14 protein-coding genes are annotated in these 17,008 nt (G+C 61.9%); 8 read left to right on the forward strand and 6 right to left on the reverse strand.

Annotated elements, in window-relative coordinates:
* Positions 1–163: 163 nt before the first annotated feature.
* Entirely contained in the window at positions 164–1,222 is a 1,059-nt protein-coding gene (locus ACGLWX_RS00740) for a DUF3524 domain-containing protein (RefSeq protein ID WP_396236546.1), read from the forward strand.
* Between the two features lie 10 nt (positions 1,223–1,232).
* Here ACGLWX_RS00740 and nth read toward each other — a convergent pair whose 3' ends face one another.
* The 6 genes from nth to ACGLWX_RS00770 form a co-directional block, all read right to left on the reverse strand.
* A complete protein-coding gene (gene nth / locus ACGLWX_RS00745; protein ID WP_396236548.1) occupies positions 1,233–1,868 on the reverse strand; it encodes an endonuclease III in 636 nt (211 codons plus the stop codon).
* Entirely contained in the window at positions 1,865–2,842 is a 978-nt protein-coding gene (locus ACGLWX_RS00750) for an RnfABCDGE type electron transport complex subunit B (RefSeq protein ID WP_396236550.1), read from the reverse strand. The genes nth and ACGLWX_RS00750 overlap by 4 nt, the downstream gene beginning before the upstream one ends.
* A 1-nt stretch (position 2,843) precedes the next feature.
* Positions 2,844–4,880 carry a methionine--tRNA ligase gene (gene metG, locus ACGLWX_RS00755; RefSeq protein ID WP_396236551.1) on the reverse strand — a complete coding sequence of 679 codons (2,037 nt, stop codon included), beginning with the start codon at positions 4,878–4,880 and terminating at the stop codon, positions 2,844–2,846.
* A gap of 132 nt (positions 4,881–5,012) precedes the next feature.
* On the reverse strand, positions 5,013–5,294 hold the full coding sequence (locus ACGLWX_RS00760) for a hypothetical protein (RefSeq protein WP_396236553.1): 282 nt from the start codon (positions 5,292–5,294) through the stop codon (positions 5,013–5,015).
* A 108-nt stretch (positions 5,295–5,402) separates the two neighbouring features.
* On the reverse strand, positions 5,403–6,581 hold the full coding sequence (locus ACGLWX_RS00765; protein WP_396236555.1) for a 1-acyl-sn-glycerol-3-phosphate acyltransferase: 1,179 nt from the start codon (positions 6,579–6,581) through the stop codon (positions 5,403–5,405).
* A gap of 68 nt (positions 6,582–6,649) precedes the next feature.
* Positions 6,650–7,588 (reverse strand): recombination-associated protein RdgC, encoded by a 939-nt coding sequence (locus tag ACGLWX_RS00770; protein ID WP_252108686.1) that lies wholly within the window; start codon positions 7,586–7,588, stop codon positions 6,650–6,652.
* Between the two features lie 202 nt (positions 7,589–7,790).
* On the opposite strand from ACGLWX_RS00770, the gene ACGLWX_RS00775 reads away from it, so the two are divergent.
* From ACGLWX_RS00775 to cmk, 7 genes are all read left to right on the forward strand, one after another.
* On the forward strand, positions 7,791–8,225 hold the full coding sequence (locus ACGLWX_RS00775) for a thioesterase family protein (RefSeq protein ID WP_252108687.1): 435 nt from the start codon (positions 7,791–7,793) through the stop codon (positions 8,223–8,225).
* Between the two features lie 143 nt (positions 8,226–8,368).
* Entirely contained in the window at positions 8,369–8,698 is a 330-nt protein-coding gene (locus ACGLWX_RS00780; protein WP_252108688.1) for a DUF3140 domain-containing protein, read from the forward strand.
* A gap of 292 nt (positions 8,699–8,990) precedes the next feature.
* Entirely contained in the window at positions 8,991–11,735 is a 2,745-nt protein-coding gene (gene gyrA / locus ACGLWX_RS00785) for a DNA gyrase subunit A (protein WP_396236557.1), read from the forward strand.
* Positions 11,719–12,822, forward strand: a complete 1,104-nt coding sequence (serC, locus tag ACGLWX_RS00790; protein WP_396236559.1) for a 3-phosphoserine/phosphohydroxythreonine transaminase — start codon at positions 11,719–11,721, stop codon at positions 12,820–12,822. The genes gyrA and serC overlap by 17 nt, the downstream gene beginning before the upstream one ends.
* 4 nt (positions 12,823–12,826) lie before the next feature.
* Positions 12,827–13,918 (forward strand): prephenate dehydratase, encoded by a 1,092-nt coding sequence (gene pheA / locus ACGLWX_RS00795; RefSeq protein WP_396236561.1) that lies wholly within the window; start codon positions 12,827–12,829, stop codon positions 13,916–13,918.
* 17 nt (positions 13,919–13,935) lie between these two features.
* On the forward strand, positions 13,936–16,203 hold the full coding sequence (locus tag ACGLWX_RS00800; protein WP_396236563.1) for a bifunctional prephenate dehydrogenase/3-phosphoshikimate 1-carboxyvinyltransferase: 2,268 nt from the start codon (positions 13,936–13,938) through the stop codon (positions 16,201–16,203).
* A complete protein-coding gene (cmk, locus tag ACGLWX_RS00805) occupies positions 16,200–16,889 on the forward strand; it encodes a (d)CMP kinase (protein ID WP_396236565.1) in 690 nt (229 codons plus the stop codon). Before ACGLWX_RS00800 ends, cmk begins: the two co-directional genes overlap by 4 nt.
* The last annotated feature ends 119 nt before the right edge of the window (positions 16,890–17,008 follow it).

Raw genomic sequence — 17,008 nt, forward strand, 5'->3', positions numbered from 1 at the left:
ACCTCGATTCACATCGGGCCTTGAAGACTGAAGTTTAAGTAGATAGCGGCCTTGCGCCTAGGCGACCTTGGTGCAAATCCGCCGGTGACTGCCTAAAAGCGGGGAGCATCGAGGGTTGGTATAATCCCGCCTCTTTCAAAAGCGTTGGTTAACAGGATAGGGCATGCGGGTACTGCTACTCTCGGCGTACGAGGCGGTTAGCCACCGCTACTGGGCGGATCAGCTGACGGCGCGGCTGGACGAAATCGAATGGGTGCGGTTAAGCCTTGCGCCGCGCCACTTCGCCTGGCGTATTCGCGGTAACCCGCTGGGCTGGTGGCTCAAGGAACATGCAACCTTGAGCCAATTGTTTGATGTCGTACTGGCCACCTCGATGGTGGACCTAGCTACGCTCATCGGGCTCTTTCCGCACTTGGGCCAGGCGCGCAAGATCGTTTACTTTCACGAAAACCAGTTCGCCTACCCAAGCTCGAGCGCGCAGCGCCCGCCGGTCGAGGCGATGATGGTCAATCTCTACGCGGCGTTAGCCGCCGACGAGGTCGCCTTCAACACCGCGTTCAACCGTGATTCGTTCATTGACGGCGCCAAGGCGTTTCTAAAAAAGATGCCGGATAAGCTGCCCGTGGCCGAGCCGCTGGAGGTGCTTAGGCGTCGCGCACACGTTCTCCCGGTACCGCTCCAGGCACTTGCTGGCAAGGGCGCTTCGGGTTCGCCCGTCAATCGCATCATCTGGAACCACCGCTGGGAGTATGACAAGAACCCGCAGGACTTTTTCGAGGTGCTTTACCGACTAAGCGACGCGGGCGTTTCGTTCGAGCTTGCGGTGGTGGGGCAGCGTTTTCGCGACGCGCCGGCGGTTTTCGATGAGGCCAAGGAGCGTCTTGGCGCGCATATTCACTGCTGGGAGCCGCTCGAATACCGGGAATACCAGGCGCTTTTGGACGAAGGCGGCATCGTGGTGTCGACCGCCTGGCACGAGTTTCAGGGGCTTGCCATCCTGGAGGCCGCTCAGCGTGGCGCTCGTCCGCTAGTCCCCAATCGGCTCTGTTTTCCCGAGCTCTACCCGGCTGCGTATCGCTACGACGGAACGCAGCAAGGGCTTTATGAGCGCCTGAAGGAGTGGCTAGAGGTTCCGCAAAGCCGGCCGCCGGCGCTAGACCTGCAGGCGTTCGAGTGGCCGCAGTGGCAGGCGCGCTATCGCGGGCTGATGAGCGGCGAATGACCGGGCTCGGTCAAAGCTCGGTTTTTTCCTTGTACTCGCACAGATCCTCGATGAGGCAGCTGCCGCAGCGTGGCTTGCGGGCGATACAGGTATAGCGGCCGTGCAGAATTAGCCAGTGGTGAGCATCCTGCTTGAACGCGCGGGGCACGTGGCGCTCAAGCTTTTGCTCTACTTCCAGCACGTTTTTACCCTTGGCAATGCCGGTGCGGTTGGAGACGCGAAAGATGTGCGTATCCACGGCGATGGTCGGCTCACCGAAGGCGGTGTTGAGGATCACGTTGGCGGTCTTGCGCCCGACGCCGGGCAGCGCTTCCAGCGCCTCGCGGCTTTTGGGCACCTCGCCCTGGTGGCGCTCGACGAGCATTTGGCAGGTCTTCATCAGGTTCTGCGCCTTGGTATTAAAAAGCCCGATGGTCTTGATGTGCTCTTTCAGGTCTTCGAGGCCGAGCGCGAGGATCGCCTCCGGCGTGTTGGCAACGGGAAAGAGCTTGGCCATCGCCTTGTTGACGCCGACGTCCGTCGCCTGAGCCGACAAGAGCACGGCGGTCAGAAGCTCGAATGGCGTGCTCCAGTTGAGCTCGGTGGTCGGGTGCGGGTTTTCCGCTTGAAGCCGCGAGAAGATGTCGAAGCGTTTTTGAGCATTCATGGCATCGTTTCCGAGTCGAGGGCCGCGCGAGCCGAATCGACTACCTTCTGGGCCTTGTCGAGCTGCTCTTCTACTTGGCGCACCGCGGCGCCGTCCTGCTGGCGCTTGGCGTGAGCGAGCTGCTGGCGAACGTGGCGAAGCGACTGCTCGGCGGCCTTGAGCGCCAGCCGCTTTTGGTGGCGGCGCGTGGCGTTGGGTTCGGTCGTTGCTGCGGGTCCATCAGTTGCAAGCGCAGCATCGATTTTATCAAGCGCTTGGCGCTGCGCTTCTAGCTGATCGACGAGTGTCTGACGCTGAGTGTCATCCTGTGCAGCGGCCAGCTTGCGCTCAAGGCGCTTGAGCGCCGCCGCTTGACGGGCGCGGCTGGCGCGCAGGGCGCTTGGCGAAAGCTCGGGCGCTTGCGGGGCGGCCGCGGCGGGCTGACCGGCGGCGTGGCGTTTGGCGCGGCGCTGCGCTTTGGCTTCGGCCTCAAACGCCAGGCGCTGGTTGCGCGCGATAAAGCGCGAGCGCCCCTTGATGGCGCGCTGCTCCAGATAATCGGCCTGCTCGCTTGGCGTGGACGCCGCCAGCCACTGCGGGTGGGACACCAGATCGATGCAGTCGACCGGGCAGGGCGCCACGCACAGCTCGCAGCCGGTGCATTCGCTTTCGATCACCGTATGCATCTGTTTGGCCGCGCCTAGGATGGCATCCACCGGGCAGGCCTGAATGCACTTGGTGCAGCCGATACACTCGGCTTCGCGAATCACCGCCAGCAGCGGCGGCTGGGGCGGCTCGGCAAGCGCAATGACCGGGCGGCCGGTCAGTTTGGCCAGCCGCTCGAGCGTTTCCTCGCCACCGGGCGGGCAGCGGTTGATGGCTTCACCCTGGGCGATCGCCTCGGCGTAGGGGCGACAGCCGTCATGGCCGCACTTGGTGCACTGGGTTTGCGGAAGCTCGGCATCGATGGCATCAATTAACTGCGTGGCGAGCACCTTACATCACCCGCTGGCCCGGTTTGGCGCCGCTATCCGGCGACATCAGGTAGATGCCTTCGTCGTCGCCCGCCGCCAGCACCATGCCCTCGGATATGCCAAAGCGCATCTTGCGCGGGGCCAGGTTCGCCACCATCACCGTCAAGCGCCCTTCGAGCGCCTCCGGCGAGTAAGCACTGCGAATGCCTGAGAAGACGTTGCGAGTCTCGCCGCCCAAATCGAGCGTGAGCTGCAACAGCTTGTCGGCGCCTTCGACGTACTGCGCCTTGGCGATGCGCGCGATGCGCAAATCGACCTTGGCGAAGTCGTCGAAGCCGATCTCGTCGGCAATCGGCTCGTCCGCCAGCGGCCCCTTGGGCGCTTGCTTGAGTTTTTGCTCTTCCACCAGGTCCTCCTTCGATGCCTCGATCATGGCGTCGATTTTGTCGCGCTCGATGCGCGTCATCAGCGGCTTGAATTTCTCGATGGCATGATCGGTCAGCACGGTCGTGCGGCTCTGCCAGTCAAGGCGCTCGAGCTTGAGAAAACGCTGCGCCTCGATGGCCATGGCGGGCACGACCGGCGCCAGGTACACCATTAGCTGGCGGAACAAATTGATGCCCACGGAGCAGATATCCAGCACTTCCTGCTCGCGCCCTTCCTCCTTGGCCAGCGCCCAGGGGGCCTTGTCGGCGATGTAGGTGTTGGCCTCGTCGGCGAGCTCCATGATTTTGCGCATGGCGCGGCCGAACTCGCGGGCTTCGAAGTCCCGGGCGATGTCGTCACCGGCATCGATGAAGCGCTCGACCAGCGCCTGCTCGGCGCAGTCTGCGGAAAGCGTGCCGCCGCCGAGCTTCTTGACGAAACCCGCGCAGCGGCTGGCGATATTGACCACCTTGCCGACCAGATCGGAGTTGACCCGGGCGCTGAAGTCGTCGAGGTTCAAATCCAGATCGTCGACGCCGGCGCTGAGCTTGGCGGCGAAGTAGTAGCGCAGATACTCCGGGTTCAAGTGCTCGGCGTAAGTGGCGGCCTTGATGAAGGTGCCCCGCGATTTCGACATCTTGGCGCCGTCGACGGTCAAAAAGCCGTGGCAGTTCACCGCGGTGGGCGTGCGCATATCCGCGCCATGGAGCATCGCCGGCCAGAACAGGGCGTGGAAGTAGACGATATCCTTGCCGATGAAGTGGTACACCTCGGCCTTGGAGTCCTTTTGCCAAAAGCTATCGAAATCGATGCCTTCACGCTCGCAGAGGTTCTTGAAGCTGGCCAAGTAGCCGATCGGCGCGTCGAGCCAAACGTAGAAATACTTACCCGGCGCATCGGGAATCTCGAAGCCGAAGTAGGGCGCGTCACGCGAGATATCCCACTCGTTGAAACCGGATTCGAACCACTCCATCAGCTTGTTGCGAATCTGCGGCTGCACGTGGCCATCGTTAATCCACTGCTGCAAAAACTCGCTGAACTCGGGCAGCTTGAAGAAGTAGTGGGTGGAGCTTTTCACTTCCGGTGTCGCACCCGAGATCGCCGAGACCGGGTCGATCAGCTCCGCCGGGGTGTAGGTCGCGCCGCACTTTTCGCAGTTATCGCCGTACTGGTCGTCGGCCTTACACTTCGGGCAGGTGCCCTTGATGAAGCGGTCTGCAAGAAAGAGGCCCTTGACCGGGTCGAACATCTGCTCGATATCGCGGGTGGCGATATGGCCCTTATCGCGCAGGCGCGTGTAGATCTGCTCGCTGAAGTAGCGGTTCTCTTCCGAGTGGGTGGAGTGGTAGTTATCGAAACCCACGCCGAATTTGGCGAAGTCCGCCTGGTGGGCGTTCGACACCCGCTCGATCAGCGCCTCGGGCGTAATGCCTTCCTGCTCGGCGCGCAGCATGATGGCGGTGCCGTGAGCGTCGTCGGCGCACACGTAGAAGCAGCGCTGGCCCCGGCTCTTTTGAAAGCGTACCCAAATGTCGGTTTGAATGTACTCGAGCAGGTGGCCAAGGTGAATATCACCGTTGGCGTAGGGCAGAGCGCTGGTCACCAGAATGTTGCGCGGGGCAGTGTTTGACATGGTTCGTGGACGTTCCAATTAGCCTGTAACAAATAAAGACGGCGAAGAGGGCGCTTGGCCGATACTTCGCCGATACGGGGCGTTCATTTTGCCGCGGGTTGCGACGCCAGGGCCGCACCGGTCAGCGAGGGCTCAGTAGAGCGCCTGCTCTTCTTGCACCACTTCCTTTAAAAGCTCGAGAAAGAGCTTGTCCGCCTCCGAATGCTCGGCGGGGTCTTCGGGAATGTGCACGCTGGTGGTGCCGGAGATCTCGTTGGCGATACGCGCCATGACCGCCGGGCCCGAGCCTTCGGATAGCTCCTCGCGAGCCACGTTCAGCGACTGCGTGAGAATTTCCGGGTCCTGTAACAGCTTGCGGATAAAGCCACGCAGCTCGTTGATCACGCGGGATTTCTGAATTTCGGATGCGGACATGATGCGCTCCTTGTCGCCTTGTCATCACAAGGCGTTGACCGTTTCGAAGATGCCTTGACCATAGCACTTTTTGCCACGCGCGGCATGAGGCGCTCGCAAGCGTTGCGGCTATAACCGCAGCCGCCCGGCCTTGTGCTTGACCGGGTTGGCGTACTGGGCCAGCCAGTAGGGTTTTAGCTCATCGGAAACCGAGGCCAAACGCTCGTTGAACCGCGCGCGGTCATCGCGGCTGATAGCGCTGCGGGCGATCAGCTCCGGCGCTTCGCCTAGCGCCTCGAGCGCCAAATAGTGGCTCGGGAACAGGCGGTAGCCGCCGATCACCTGGCGGTCGATCTCGGCGGCGACTTCGTCCGGGGTCGCCATGTCCGCGCCGATTGGCTGACCAAAGCGCAGCTGCACGCGCCCCTTGGTGCCGGTGATGCCGGCAACGATCGAGCGAATGTCCTCGAACTCGGTTTTCGCGTAGCTGCCCTTATTGGCGATGTCGAAAAGCTCCTGGGCCTTTTGCACATCGCACGGGTCGTACTCGTAACTGATCGATACCGGCACCAGCTTGAGCTCGGCGATCGCCTCGCCAAAAACGAACTCGCCGGCGTCGCCGCGACGCGCCATGGTCAGCATCTTGACGATCGCCGGGTCGGTGCGATCAATCCCGTTCTTGGCCCGTCCTTCTCGCTGGGCCATCCAGATCGAGTGGTTGTCCGCTGTGATCGAGTGGCGAATGTAGCCGGAAAGCTGCTGATAGGCGGCCAGCATCGCGCGCTTGCCGCGGGCGCTTCGGGGTACGATGAAGCTCTTGTTGAGCCGCATGAGATCGGTGACGTAGGGCTTTTTCAAAAGGTTGTCACCGATGGCGATACGCACCGTGTCGCGCCCGGCCTGGTAGAGCGCGTAGTTGACGAAGGCTGGGTCGAGCGAGATGTCGCGGTGATTGCCGATGAACAGATAAGCGCTGTCGCCGTCGAGCTTCTCGAGCCCGGCGACCTCGAAGGCATCGGTGGTGGTGCGTATCATGCGCTCCATGTAGCTTGCGATACGCATTTGGAAATCATACACCGAGGCGACGTTATCGACTTCGCGGCGCACGGCGCGTCCGGCGAGCAGGCGTGCAACCCCGGGGGCCCACTTGGCCAATCGGGGCAGCTTGAACCGGGTCAACGCGTCCAAAAGCTCGCTGTCGCGAGAGAGCCGCGACAGCACGTCATGCACCTCATGATCCATGTAAGGGCGAATGTCGGCCCAGGGATCATCGGTCGAGGCGTTGGGGGCGTGGTGTTGGTCAGTCATGCGATCCGTTTATTAGAGTGAGCCAAATCGAGAAGCGTTGGACAGCGGCGCGCGCCGTTCAACTCGCATCAAGCGCTTTGCGGGGCGTCCGGCTCTTTTTTCGCCTCGCCTCCAAGCCACTCGAGCAGCCTGGGAATGTCCTGAGAGAGCGACTGCGCCATCAGGATGAAATCGGTTTCGAGTCGTGCCAGGGCGTCGTCGCCATCATCGGCGTGATCGGCCTCTTCGATCAGCGCGTCGCCAAACCGCAGTGACTTCAGCGCCAGATCGTCGTGCAGCACTAGGTTTAGCCGGCCTTCGAGCCCGAGGGCAAGTTTGCTCGCCTGGCGGCCGCTCTCCAGCAGCTGCTGGATTTCGTCGCTGTCGAGATCGACCTGGCGGGCGCGCAGTACGCCGTCGTCGCCCTTGGCCTTGAGCTCGACCTGGTCACCAAGTTGCATGTCCGCCGGGCGGCTGGCGGCGTCGCCAAGCCAAGTCGTCATCGCGCGGATCGGCAGCGTTTCGGAGCTCACGGGGGTGACTTTCAGGCTGCCCAGGCTCTCGCGCAGCAGGTCGAGAATCTCCTCGCAGCGGGTGCGCGAGCTGGTATTGATGCCGATGAGATTGGCTTTCGTGTCCCACCACAGATCCACCTTTTGGCTTCGCACGAAGGCGCGTGGCATCAGCTCTTCGGTGATCTGCTCTTTGAGCGCGGTCTTCTCTTTACGGGAAACCTTGCGCGCCTCCTGGGCTTCGATGTCGGCGACCTTGTCGTCGAGCTCCTCCTTGACCACCGAGGCGGGCAGAAGGCGCTCCTGGCGCAACACCGACAGCAGGCGGTGACCCTGAATTTCGTGCAGAAGCTGACCGCTTCCCAAACGACCTGCCGGCGCTGTCCACCCGAGCCTGCGGGCATCGGCGCCGCCCAGCGGCCTCGACGCCAAAGGTTCAAGGGCGCGCTCGAGTGCCGCGGCGTCTGGTGCTACCTCGCCGTGCAGACGATACAAGTGCAGGTGTTTAAACCACATATCACCAATCCTATCCAAAAGGGGGCACATTATGGCGAAACGCCGACGCGACTGCCAGCCTCACGCACCTGCTGGGTTTTATTGCCTACGTTTCAAACTTGTGTTTGATTGCGTAAGCGGTCGTTAGGCGGATAATTATTCGCCTTCATGGACGCCTGCTAAAAGCGAAATTCGCGTTTTTTTACATCGATAAGGAGCCAGCATGTCATCATTGATCAATCGAGTCGGCCTTCGCGTTCGGGGTTATCACCTGGACGGATACGGACACGTCAATAACGCGCGCTATCTCGAGTTCATGGAGGAGGGGCGCTGGTCCTACTTCGACCAGCACGCGCGGCTCGTACGCGAAATGCACGACTCCGGACGCGCTTTCGTAGTGGTCAATTTGAACATCGATTACAAGCGCGCCGCGATGCAAAACGATGACCTCACTGTGTTGACCGGCCTGATCGAGGTCGGTGAGCGCAGCGCGCTTTGTCACCACCGCATTCTGCGTGCCGATGGCAAGGTGGTGGCCCAAGCGGATCTGACGTTCGTGCTGATGGATATGAACGCCGGGCGAGCCAGTGCGATCGACGGTGAGATCCTCGAGACGATGAAGCGCATTCGAGTCGCCAAAACCGAGTTCGCTCTTTAAATCGCACGCACGCTCTCATTTTTTGCGATTCCAGGGTCTAGACTCTTTCTACCTAAGCGCTTCAAGGTGCCGGGGCATCATCAGGGCGCAGCCGGCGGCGGCTGCGCTCCATGAAGTTACTCTCGATTGAAAAGGGATTTGACATGAGCGATGACAAGGAAGCGATCTATAAGGCGTTTCGGGAGGCCGTCAACATGGCGCCCAAGGAGCTCGAAGAGTGGCTGGAGACCGACGAGTCCAAATCCGTGGGCGATAGCGATGGCGGCGAATCGACGGGGCACAAATCCGGACGGCGTATCGTCGAGATCAAGCGCAAGAACAAGGATGAGCTGACCGACAGCGATTATAGCCATATGAAGAAGGTGAACCAGTACGTGGCGCGCCATCTCAAGCAGCCACCGCAGAAAGAGGACAAGAAGACCTCGCGCTGGCGCTACTCGCTGATGAACTGGGGCCACGACCCGCTGAAATAATTAACGAACGCGCTCTCTTGTTTATCCGCGCCGAGCGCTGCCCGTCGGCAGGTTTTAACGCGCTCGATTCAGGCTCGGCGCGTCTGAGTGTCCCTTCACGCGCTTTTTTCACGACCCCTTGGGGGTCTACTGTTCTTTTAGGTCAACGCTTTGGCGTGCTCTCTGACTGCCCATGATGCTCACACAGTGGTATGATAGCGGGGTCTATGTTCGCCTCTGATATGCCGCTCAAAGGGCATTCAAGCGCTTTCAACTCTCGCAGTGCCAATGCAGTGCAAAGGATCTGACTTTCATGGGTGACATCGCCAGAGAAATCTTGCCCGTCAATATCGAAGACGAGCTAAAACAGTCGTACCTCGACTATGCGATGAGCGTCATCATCGGCCGCGCCTTGCCCGATGTTCGCGACGGTTTGAAGCCGGTGCATCGCCGTGTGCTCTTCGCCATGCACGAGCTCAACAACGACTGGAACAAACCGTACAAGAAGTCGGCGCGTGTCGTCGGCGATGTCATCGGTAAATACCACCCTCACGGCGACAGCGCGGTTTACGACACCATCGTTCGCATGGCGCAGCACTTCTCCATGCGCCACGTGCTGGTCGACGGTCAGGGCAACTTCGGCTCGATTGACGGCGACAACGCCGCCGCGATGCGTTACACCGAGGTGCGCATGGCGCGCTTGGCCCACGAGCTTCTGGCGGATCTGGAAAAGGATACCGTCGACTGGGTCGATAACTACGACGGCACCGAGCGAATCCCCGAGGTGCTGCCAACGCGCGTACCAAATCTCCTGATCAACGGCTCCTCGGGTATCGCCGTGGGCATGGCGACCAATATTCCGCCGCACAACATGCGCGAAGTGATCGACGGCTGTCTGGCGCTGATCGACGACTACACGCTGACCATCGACGATCTGATGCAGTACATTCCGGGGCCGGATTTCCCTACCGCGGGCATCATCAACGGCCGTGCGGGGATTCTCGACGCCTACCGCACCGGACGTGGGCGCATCTATGTGCGCGCGCTGCACACCATCGAACACGATGACAAGAGCGGCCGCGATCACATCATCATCACCGAGCTTCCCTATCAGGTGAACAAGGCGCGGTTGATCGAGAAAATCGCCGAGCTGGTGAAAGAGAAGCGTATTGAAGGCATCGCCGAGCTGCGCGATGAGTCCGATAAGGACGGCCTGCGTGTGGTCATCGAGATCAAGCGTGGCGAATCCGGCGAGGTGGTAGTCAACAACCTCTTTGCTCAGACCCAGCTTCAGAACGTCTTCGGCATCAACATGGTGGCGCTGGAAAACGGCCAGCCGCGTACGCTGAATTTGAAGGAGATGCTTGAGGCGTTCATTCGCCACCGTCGCGAAGTCGTCACCCGCCGTACGCTTTTCGAGCTTAAGAAGGCGCGCGAACGCGGCCATATTCTTGAAGGCCTGACCGTTGCGATCTCCAATATCGATGAGGTGATCGAACTCATCAAGGCTTCCCCCAACGCCGCCGAGGCGAAGGAGAAGCTGCTCGAACAGGTATGGCAGCCAGGCCAGGTCACGGCGATGCTCGAGCGTGCCGGCGCGACCTCCTGTAAGCCCGAGGATCTCGACGAAGGATTTGGCCTCAATACGCTAGCGACGGAGTATCGGCTTTCGCCGGCTCAGGCTCAGGCGATTCTGGAGCTGCGCCTGCACCGCCTGACCGGGCTTGAAACCGAGAAGCTTCTCGACGAGTACCTGGCGATTCTTCAGCGCATTGCCGAGCTGACCGAGATTCTCGCCTCGCCGGATCGTTTGATGGAAGTCATCCGCGAAGAGCTCCACGCGGTACGCGACCAGTTCGGCGATGACCGCCGTACCGAGATCCAGGCAAGCCACCTCGATCTCTCCATGGAAGATCTGATCGCCGAAGAGGACATGGTCGTCACCGTGTCCCGCTCGGGCTACGCCAAGACCCAGCCGCTTTCCGACTATCAGGCCCAGCGCCGGGGTGGTCGCGGTAAGTCCGCGACCTCGATGAAGGATGAGGACGTCATCGAGCACCTGCTCGTCGCCTCGACTCACGACACCGTGCTCTTGTTCTCCAATCGCGGCAAGGTGTACTGGCTCAAGGTGTACGAAATGCCTAACGCCAGCCGCGGCTCGCGGGGCAAGCCCTTGGTCAACATGCTGCCGCTGGACGAAGGCGAGGCGATCAACGCGATTTTGCCGGTGCGCGACTACGACCCGGAGCACTACATCTTCTTCGCCACCGCCAAGGGCACGGTCAAACGTACCAGCCTTGAGCAGTTCTCGCGGCCACGCTCGGTGGGCCTGATCGCAATCGACCTGGAAGAGGACGACCGCCTCGTGGGCGCGGCGATTACTTCGGGTTCTGATCACGCGATGCTGCTCTCGTCGAACGGTAAAGCGATCCGCTTTGAAGAGGGCAACGTACGCGCCATGGGCCGCACCGCCCGCGGCGTTCGCGGCATGCGCCTGCTCAATGACGCGGAAGTGATCAGTCTGATCATTCCCAAAAGCCAGCAGATCGATCAGGAAAACGACGGCGACGACGATTCGGCCACGCCAGAAGCGGCCTCCGAGACAGCGGTCGAAGAGGGCCAGATCTACATTCTGACCGCCAGCGAAAAAGGCTACGGCAAGCGCACGCGCCTCGAGGAGTTCCCGCTCAGGGGCCGCGGCGGCCAGGGCGTGATCGCGATGCAGACCAGCGAGCGTAACGGCGCGCTGGTGGCAGCCATGCAGGTGTATGACGCCGACGAAATGATGCTGATCACCGACCGCGGCACGCTGGTGCGTACGCGGGTCGAGGAAGTCTCTACCACGTCACGTAACACCCAGGGCGTGATGCTGATTCGCCTCGGCAAGGAAGAGAAACTGGTGAAAACCGTTCGCGTCGACGAGCCCGACGAGGTGCTGGTCGAGCAAATGGAGACGGATGCGCTCGAGGCTGACGCCAGCGCTGCTGACAATGTCGACACTGCCGGCGATGCCCAGGGTGAACAAGAGCAAGGTAACGCCGATGACACGTCACTATAACTTTTGCGCGGGGCCGGCGGCCCTGCCCACCGCCGTTTTGGAGCGCGCCCAGCGCGAGATGCTCGACTATCAGGGGCGCGGCCTCTCGGTAATGGAAATGAGCCATCGAAGCGATGAGTTTATCGCGATCGCAAAGCAAGCGGAAGCGGATCTTCGCGAGCTGATGGCCATTCCCGATAACTACCGGGTGCTGTTTTTGCAGGGCGGGGCGAGCATGCAGTTCGCCATGCTGCCCATGAACCTGCTCGGGCGAGGTGGCAGCGCTAACTTCATCCAGACCGGTATCTGGGGCAAGAAGGCGCTCGCCGAAGCCAAGCGTCTGGGGTTCGACTGCCACGTGGCGGGTGAGAGCGAGTCCAACGGCCATACCGAGGTGCCGCCGCGCTCAAGCCTTTCAGTGAACGATGACGCCGCTTATTTGCACTACACCGCCAACGAAACCATCGGCGGGCTCGAGTTCGACTATACCCCTACGTGTTCCCGCGCCGATGGTGTTGAAGTGCCGCTCGTGTGCGACATGTCGTCGAGCATTCTGTCCGGGCCGACCAGCGTGGCCGACTTCGGCATCATCTACGCCGGCGCTCAGAAGAACATCGGTCCGGCGGGGCTGACGCTGGTCATCGTGCGCGAGGATCTGCTTGGAAACGCCGTAGCGAAGACGCCGACGCTGTTCGACTATCAGGCGCTGGCCGAGGCCGAGTCGATGGTCAACACGCCGCCGACCTACGCCTGGTACCTGTCGGGGCTGGTGTTCGATTGGCTCAAAAACGACGTGGGCGGTTTGAAAGCCATGGATGCGCTGAATCAGCGCAAGGCCGACAAGCTTTACCGCGCCATCGACGAAAGCGGCTTCTACTCCAACCCGATCGCCAGGCATAACCGCTCGCGCATGAACGTGCCGTTCGTACTCGCCGACAGCGCCTTGGACAAGGCGTTTTTGAGCGAGGCGGAGGCAGCGGGGCTTTTGAACCTGAAGGGTCACCGCAGCGTTGGCGGCATGCGCGCAAGTCTTTATAACGCCGTGCCCGAGGCCGCGGTGGACGCGCTGATCGCCTTCATGCACGATTTCGAACAACGAAAAGGCTAACCCCATGTCAGATACGCCAATCAATTTGGGTGAACTTCGCCAGCGCATCGACCAGCTCGACGAGGATATCGTGCGTCTTATCAGCGAGCGCGCCCGCTGCGCTCAGCAGGTCGCCCGCGTAAAGCTGGCCGACGACGAAAACGCGGTGTTTTACCGGCCCGAGCGCGAAGCTCAGGTGTTGCGCCGGATCATGTCGCTCAACGAAGGCCCGCTTGACGACGAAGAGATGGCGCGGCTGTTTCGTGAAATCATGTCGGCGTGCCTGGCGCTGGAGAAGCCGATCAAGGTGGCGTATCTCGGACCAGAAGGCACCTTTACCCAGCAGGCGGCGCTCAAGCACTTTGGCGACAGTGCCGTGAGCCTGCCGATGGCGGCCATCGACGAGGTCTTTCGCGAAGTCGAGGCGGGCGCGGTCAACTACGGGGTCGTGCCGGTCGAAAATTCCACCGAAGGCGTGGTCAACCACACCCTGGATACCTTCATCGATTCGTCGATCAAGATCTGCGGCGAAGTCGTGCTGCGTATTCACCACCACCTGCTGGTCAGCGAGAACACCCGCCAGGATAAGGTCACGCGGATCTACTCGCACCCGCAGTCTTTTGGCCAGTGCCGTAAATGGCTCGACGCCCACTTTCCTCACGCCGAGCGCGTGCCGGTGGCTTCCAACGCCGAGGCGGCAAAACTGGTCAAGACCGAGTGGCACAGCGCGGCGATTGCCGGCGACATGGCGGCCAAGCTTTACGGGCTGACCCATATTGCAGAAAAGATCGAGGACCGGCCGGATAACTCCACACGCTTTTTGATCATCGGCAGCGAAGGTGTGCCGAGCTGCGGTGAAGACAAAACTTCGGTAGTGGTGGCTATGCGCAACCAGCCCGGCGCGCTGCACGATCTGCTCGAACCGTTTCACCGCCACGGCATCGATCTTACCCGCATCGAAACGCGCCCCTCGCGCACCGGTGCCTGGAACTATGTGTTCTTCATCGACTTCAAGGGCCATATCGACGAGCCCGAGGTGGCGTCGGTACTCGAAGAGGTCAACCGCGGTGCGCTCGAGCTGCGCGTACTGGGCTCCTACCCGCAGGGTGTGATGTGACAGAGCGGCTCACTTCGATGAGCGTTGCGGCCGCGTGCCGTGAGCCGCGCATTTTGATCGTCGGCCTTGGCCTGATGGGCGGCTCGCTCGCCGCCGCGCTCAAGAGCAGGGGCTTTGACGGCGAGATTCTGGCCTGTGACCCGGACGAGGGCGAGATTGCGCTCGGCGTTGAAATGGGTTTGATCGACGGCGGCGGCCGTGAGCTCGAGGCGCTGCTCGACGGCGTTTCGCTGGTGGTGCTGGCGGTGCCGGTGCTGGCAATGGAGTCGGTGCTGGAAAGCCTCAAGGCGGGGCTCGCTCGCGCGGCGGCTGATGTCGTCGTGACCGATGTTGGCAGTACCAAGGGTGTGATCCGCGACTGCGTCGAGCGCGTGTTCGGTGAGCTTCCCGTCAACGTCGTGCTGGGCCACCCGATCGCCGGTTCGGAAAAAAGCGGCGTGGCTGCCGCCAACCCGGCGCTCTTCATCGACCACAAGGTGATTTTGACCCCGGAGCCCAATGCCGACCCGGTGGCGCTTGGTCGGGTGTACGCGCTGTGGCAGGCCTGCGGCTCCGAGGTGCTGGAGATGAGCGTCGAGCGTCATGATCAGGTGCTGGCCCGCACCAGCCACTTGCCGCACCTGCTGGCCTTCTCGCTGGTCGATACGCTGGCCCGCCAGGATCAGCGCCTCGACATCTTTCGCTACGCTGCCGGCGGCTTTCGTGACTTCACGCGCATCGCCGGCAGCGACCCGGTCATGTGGCGCGACATCTTCATTGCCAACCGCGAGGCGGTGCTGGCTTCACTCGACGACTTCGAAGCGGGCCTGAAAACGCTCAGAACGTCCATCGAGCGCGGCGACAGCGACGCGCTGATCGCCACCTTCGACCGGGCCAGCCATGCGCGGCGCTACTTTGGAACCTTACTCAGTCAAACAAGCTATCAGGCGGAATACCATATGCACTCTCACGCGCGCGTTACCTATCGTGTCAAACCCGGCGGCCAGGCCCAAGGGCGCCTGCGCGTGCCCGGCGACAAGTCGATGTCGCACCGCTCTATCATGCTGGGGGCACTGGCCAACGGCGTGACCGAGGTCAAGGGGTTTCTTGAAGGCGAGGACAGCCTAGCCACGCTTCAGGCGTTTCGTGAAATGGGCGTGGCCATCGAAGGCCCGCACCAGGGGCGCGTGATCATTCACGGCGTAGGCCTGCACGGTCTCAAGGCGCCGGCAGGCCCCTTGTACGTCGGTAACTCCGGTACCGCCATGCGCCTGTTCGCCGGTCTTCTGGCCGGCCAGAATTTCGACAGCGAACTCACCGGCGACGAATCGCTGACCAAGCGCCCGATGGGGCGCGTGGCGGATCCGTTAAGAGCCATGGGCGCCACCGTCGAGACCGCCGAAGGCGGACGTCCGCCTCTCGTCATCAAGGGCGGTTCGGCGCTCAAGGGCATCCATTACGACATGCCGATGGCCAGCGCACAGGTGAAGTCGTGCCTGTTACTTGCCGGGCTTTACGCCGAAGGTGAGACCCGCGTGCGTGAACCCGCGCCGACTCGTGATCATACCGAGCGGATGCTCAACGGGTTCGGCTATCCGGTCCACCGCGAAGGCGACACTTGCTGGCTGGAAGGCGGCCACGGCCTGACCGCCGGGCCCATCGACGTGCCCTCGGATATCTCCTCGGCCACCTTCTTTTTAGTGGCCGCGGCGATCACCCCTGGCTCGGATATCACGCTCGAGCACGTGGGTATGAACCCGACGCGCATCGGCGTGATCAATATTCTGACGCTGATGGGCGCGAATCTTGCCTTCGAGAACGAGCGCGAGGTAGGCGGCGAGCCTGTGGCGGATATCCGCATTTGCTACGCGCCGCTGTCGGGTATCGATATCCCGGTCGAGCAGGTACCGCTGGCCATCGACGAATTTCCGGCGCTGTTTATCGCTGCTGCCAACGCCAAAGGTACGACGCGTCTGCGCGGCGCGGAAGAGCTTCGTGTTAAAGAGTCGGACCGCCTGCAGGCCATGGCCGACGGCCTTGCGATTCTTGGAATCGAGCACACGATGCTCAATGACGGTATCGACATCGTGGGCGCTCAGCAGGGCGACTCCACGGCGCCCAACTACGCCGGTGGAAGCGTCGATAGCCTGGGCGATCACCGCATCGCCATGGCCTTTGCCGTAGCGGCGCTGCGCGCTTCCAGCGAAATCACGATCGATGACTGCGCCAACGTCGCGACCTCTTTCCCGGGCTTTTTGAGTCTTCTCGAGCGTATCGGCATGAGCGCCGAGGAGGTGCGCCAGTGAGTATCGACGTTCCCGTTCTCACCATCGACGGCCCGGGCGGGGCCGGTAAGGGTACCATCAGCGGCTTGATCGCCGAGCGCCTGGGCTGGCATCTGCTCGACAGCGGCGCACTCTACCGGCTGACCGCCCAGGCGGCGCTCAAACACGGCGTAGCGCTAGACGACGAGCCGGCCCTGGAGCGTTTGGCGCTATCGCTGGACGCCGCTTTTCCGGTCGAAGCGGGTGCGCCGCGTACGCTACTGGAAGGCGAGGATGTCACCCGGGTTATTCGCACCGAGCAGGCCGGCGAACGCGCCTCCCAGGTGGCATCGCTTCCCGGCGTTCGCCAAGGGCTCTTGGAGCGACAGCGTGATTTTTGCCAGACGCCGGGGCTCGTCGCGGACGGCCGCGATATGGGTACGGTCGTTTTCCCCGATGCGCCGGTCAAGGTGTTTCTGACCGCCAGCGCCGAGGAGCGGGCGCGAAGGCGCTTCAAGCAGTTGCAGGACGCCGGCGTGGATGCTAGTCTTTCGAGTCTTTTGAAGGAGATTCAGGCACGCGATGCACGCGACACGCAGCGCAGCGTGGCCCCGCTCAAGCCGGCATCTGATGCCGTAACGCTTGACACCACGCGCCTGAGTATACCGGAAGTGGTTGATCGTCTGACGCAGTTGCTGGCTCAAAAAGGGCTTGCAAGCAGAGGCTGATTCTCCCTTGCGGCGTTTTTGGGAAGGTGTCACGACATGGCAGGGCGGCAATTCATATGATCGTTCATATCAGAGAGCCCGGTCAGGTCCAACCAGCGCTAACACCCCCGGAAGCTGAG

Origin of the sequence: Halomonas sp. HMF6819 (assembly GCF_044335525.1) — a bacterium.
GTDB lineage: Bacteria > Pseudomonadota > Gammaproteobacteria > Pseudomonadales > Halomonadaceae > Vreelandella.

What these genes read in the sequence shown, in the direction of transcription:
- gyrA (WP_396236557.1), top strand. Translation starts at nt 8,991, where the DNA reads ATGGGTGACATCGCCAGAGAAATCTTGCCCGTCAATATCGAAGACGAG.
- ACGLWX_RS00740 (WP_396236546.1), top strand. Translation starts at nt 164, where the DNA reads ATGCGGGTACTGCTACTCTCGGCGTACGAGGCGGTTAGCCACCGCTAC.
- ACGLWX_RS00780 (WP_252108688.1), top strand. Translation starts at nt 8,369, where the DNA reads ATGAGCGATGACAAGGAAGCGATCTATAAGGCGTTTCGGGAGGCCGTC.
- ACGLWX_RS00770 (WP_252108686.1), bottom strand. Translation starts at nt 7,588, where the DNA reads ATGTGGTTTAAACACCTGCACTTGTATCGTCTGCACGGCGAGGTAGCA.
- metG (WP_396236551.1), bottom strand. Translation starts at nt 4,880, where the DNA reads ATGTCAAACACTGCCCCGCGCAACATTCTGGTGACCAGCGCTCTGCCC.
- ACGLWX_RS00775 (WP_252108687.1), top strand. Translation starts at nt 7,791, where the DNA reads ATGTCATCATTGATCAATCGAGTCGGCCTTCGCGTTCGGGGTTATCAC.
- ACGLWX_RS00765 (WP_396236555.1), bottom strand. Translation starts at nt 6,581, where the DNA reads ATGACTGACCAACACCACGCCCCCAACGCCTCGACCGATGATCCCTGG.
- ACGLWX_RS00760 (WP_396236553.1), bottom strand. Translation starts at nt 5,294, where the DNA reads ATGTCCGCATCCGAAATTCAGAAATCCCGCGTGATCAACGAGCTGCGT.
- ACGLWX_RS00800 (WP_396236563.1), top strand. Translation starts at nt 13,936, where the DNA reads ATGAGCGTTGCGGCCGCGTGCCGTGAGCCGCGCATTTTGATCGTCGGC.
- nth (WP_396236548.1), bottom strand. Translation starts at nt 1,868, where the DNA reads ATGAATGCTCAAAAACGCTTCGACATCTTCTCGCGGCTTCAAGCGGAA.
- serC (WP_396236559.1), top strand. Translation starts at nt 11,719, where the DNA reads ATGACACGTCACTATAACTTTTGCGCGGGGCCGGCGGCCCTGCCCACC.
- pheA (WP_396236561.1), top strand. Translation starts at nt 12,827, where the DNA reads ATGTCAGATACGCCAATCAATTTGGGTGAACTTCGCCAGCGCATCGAC.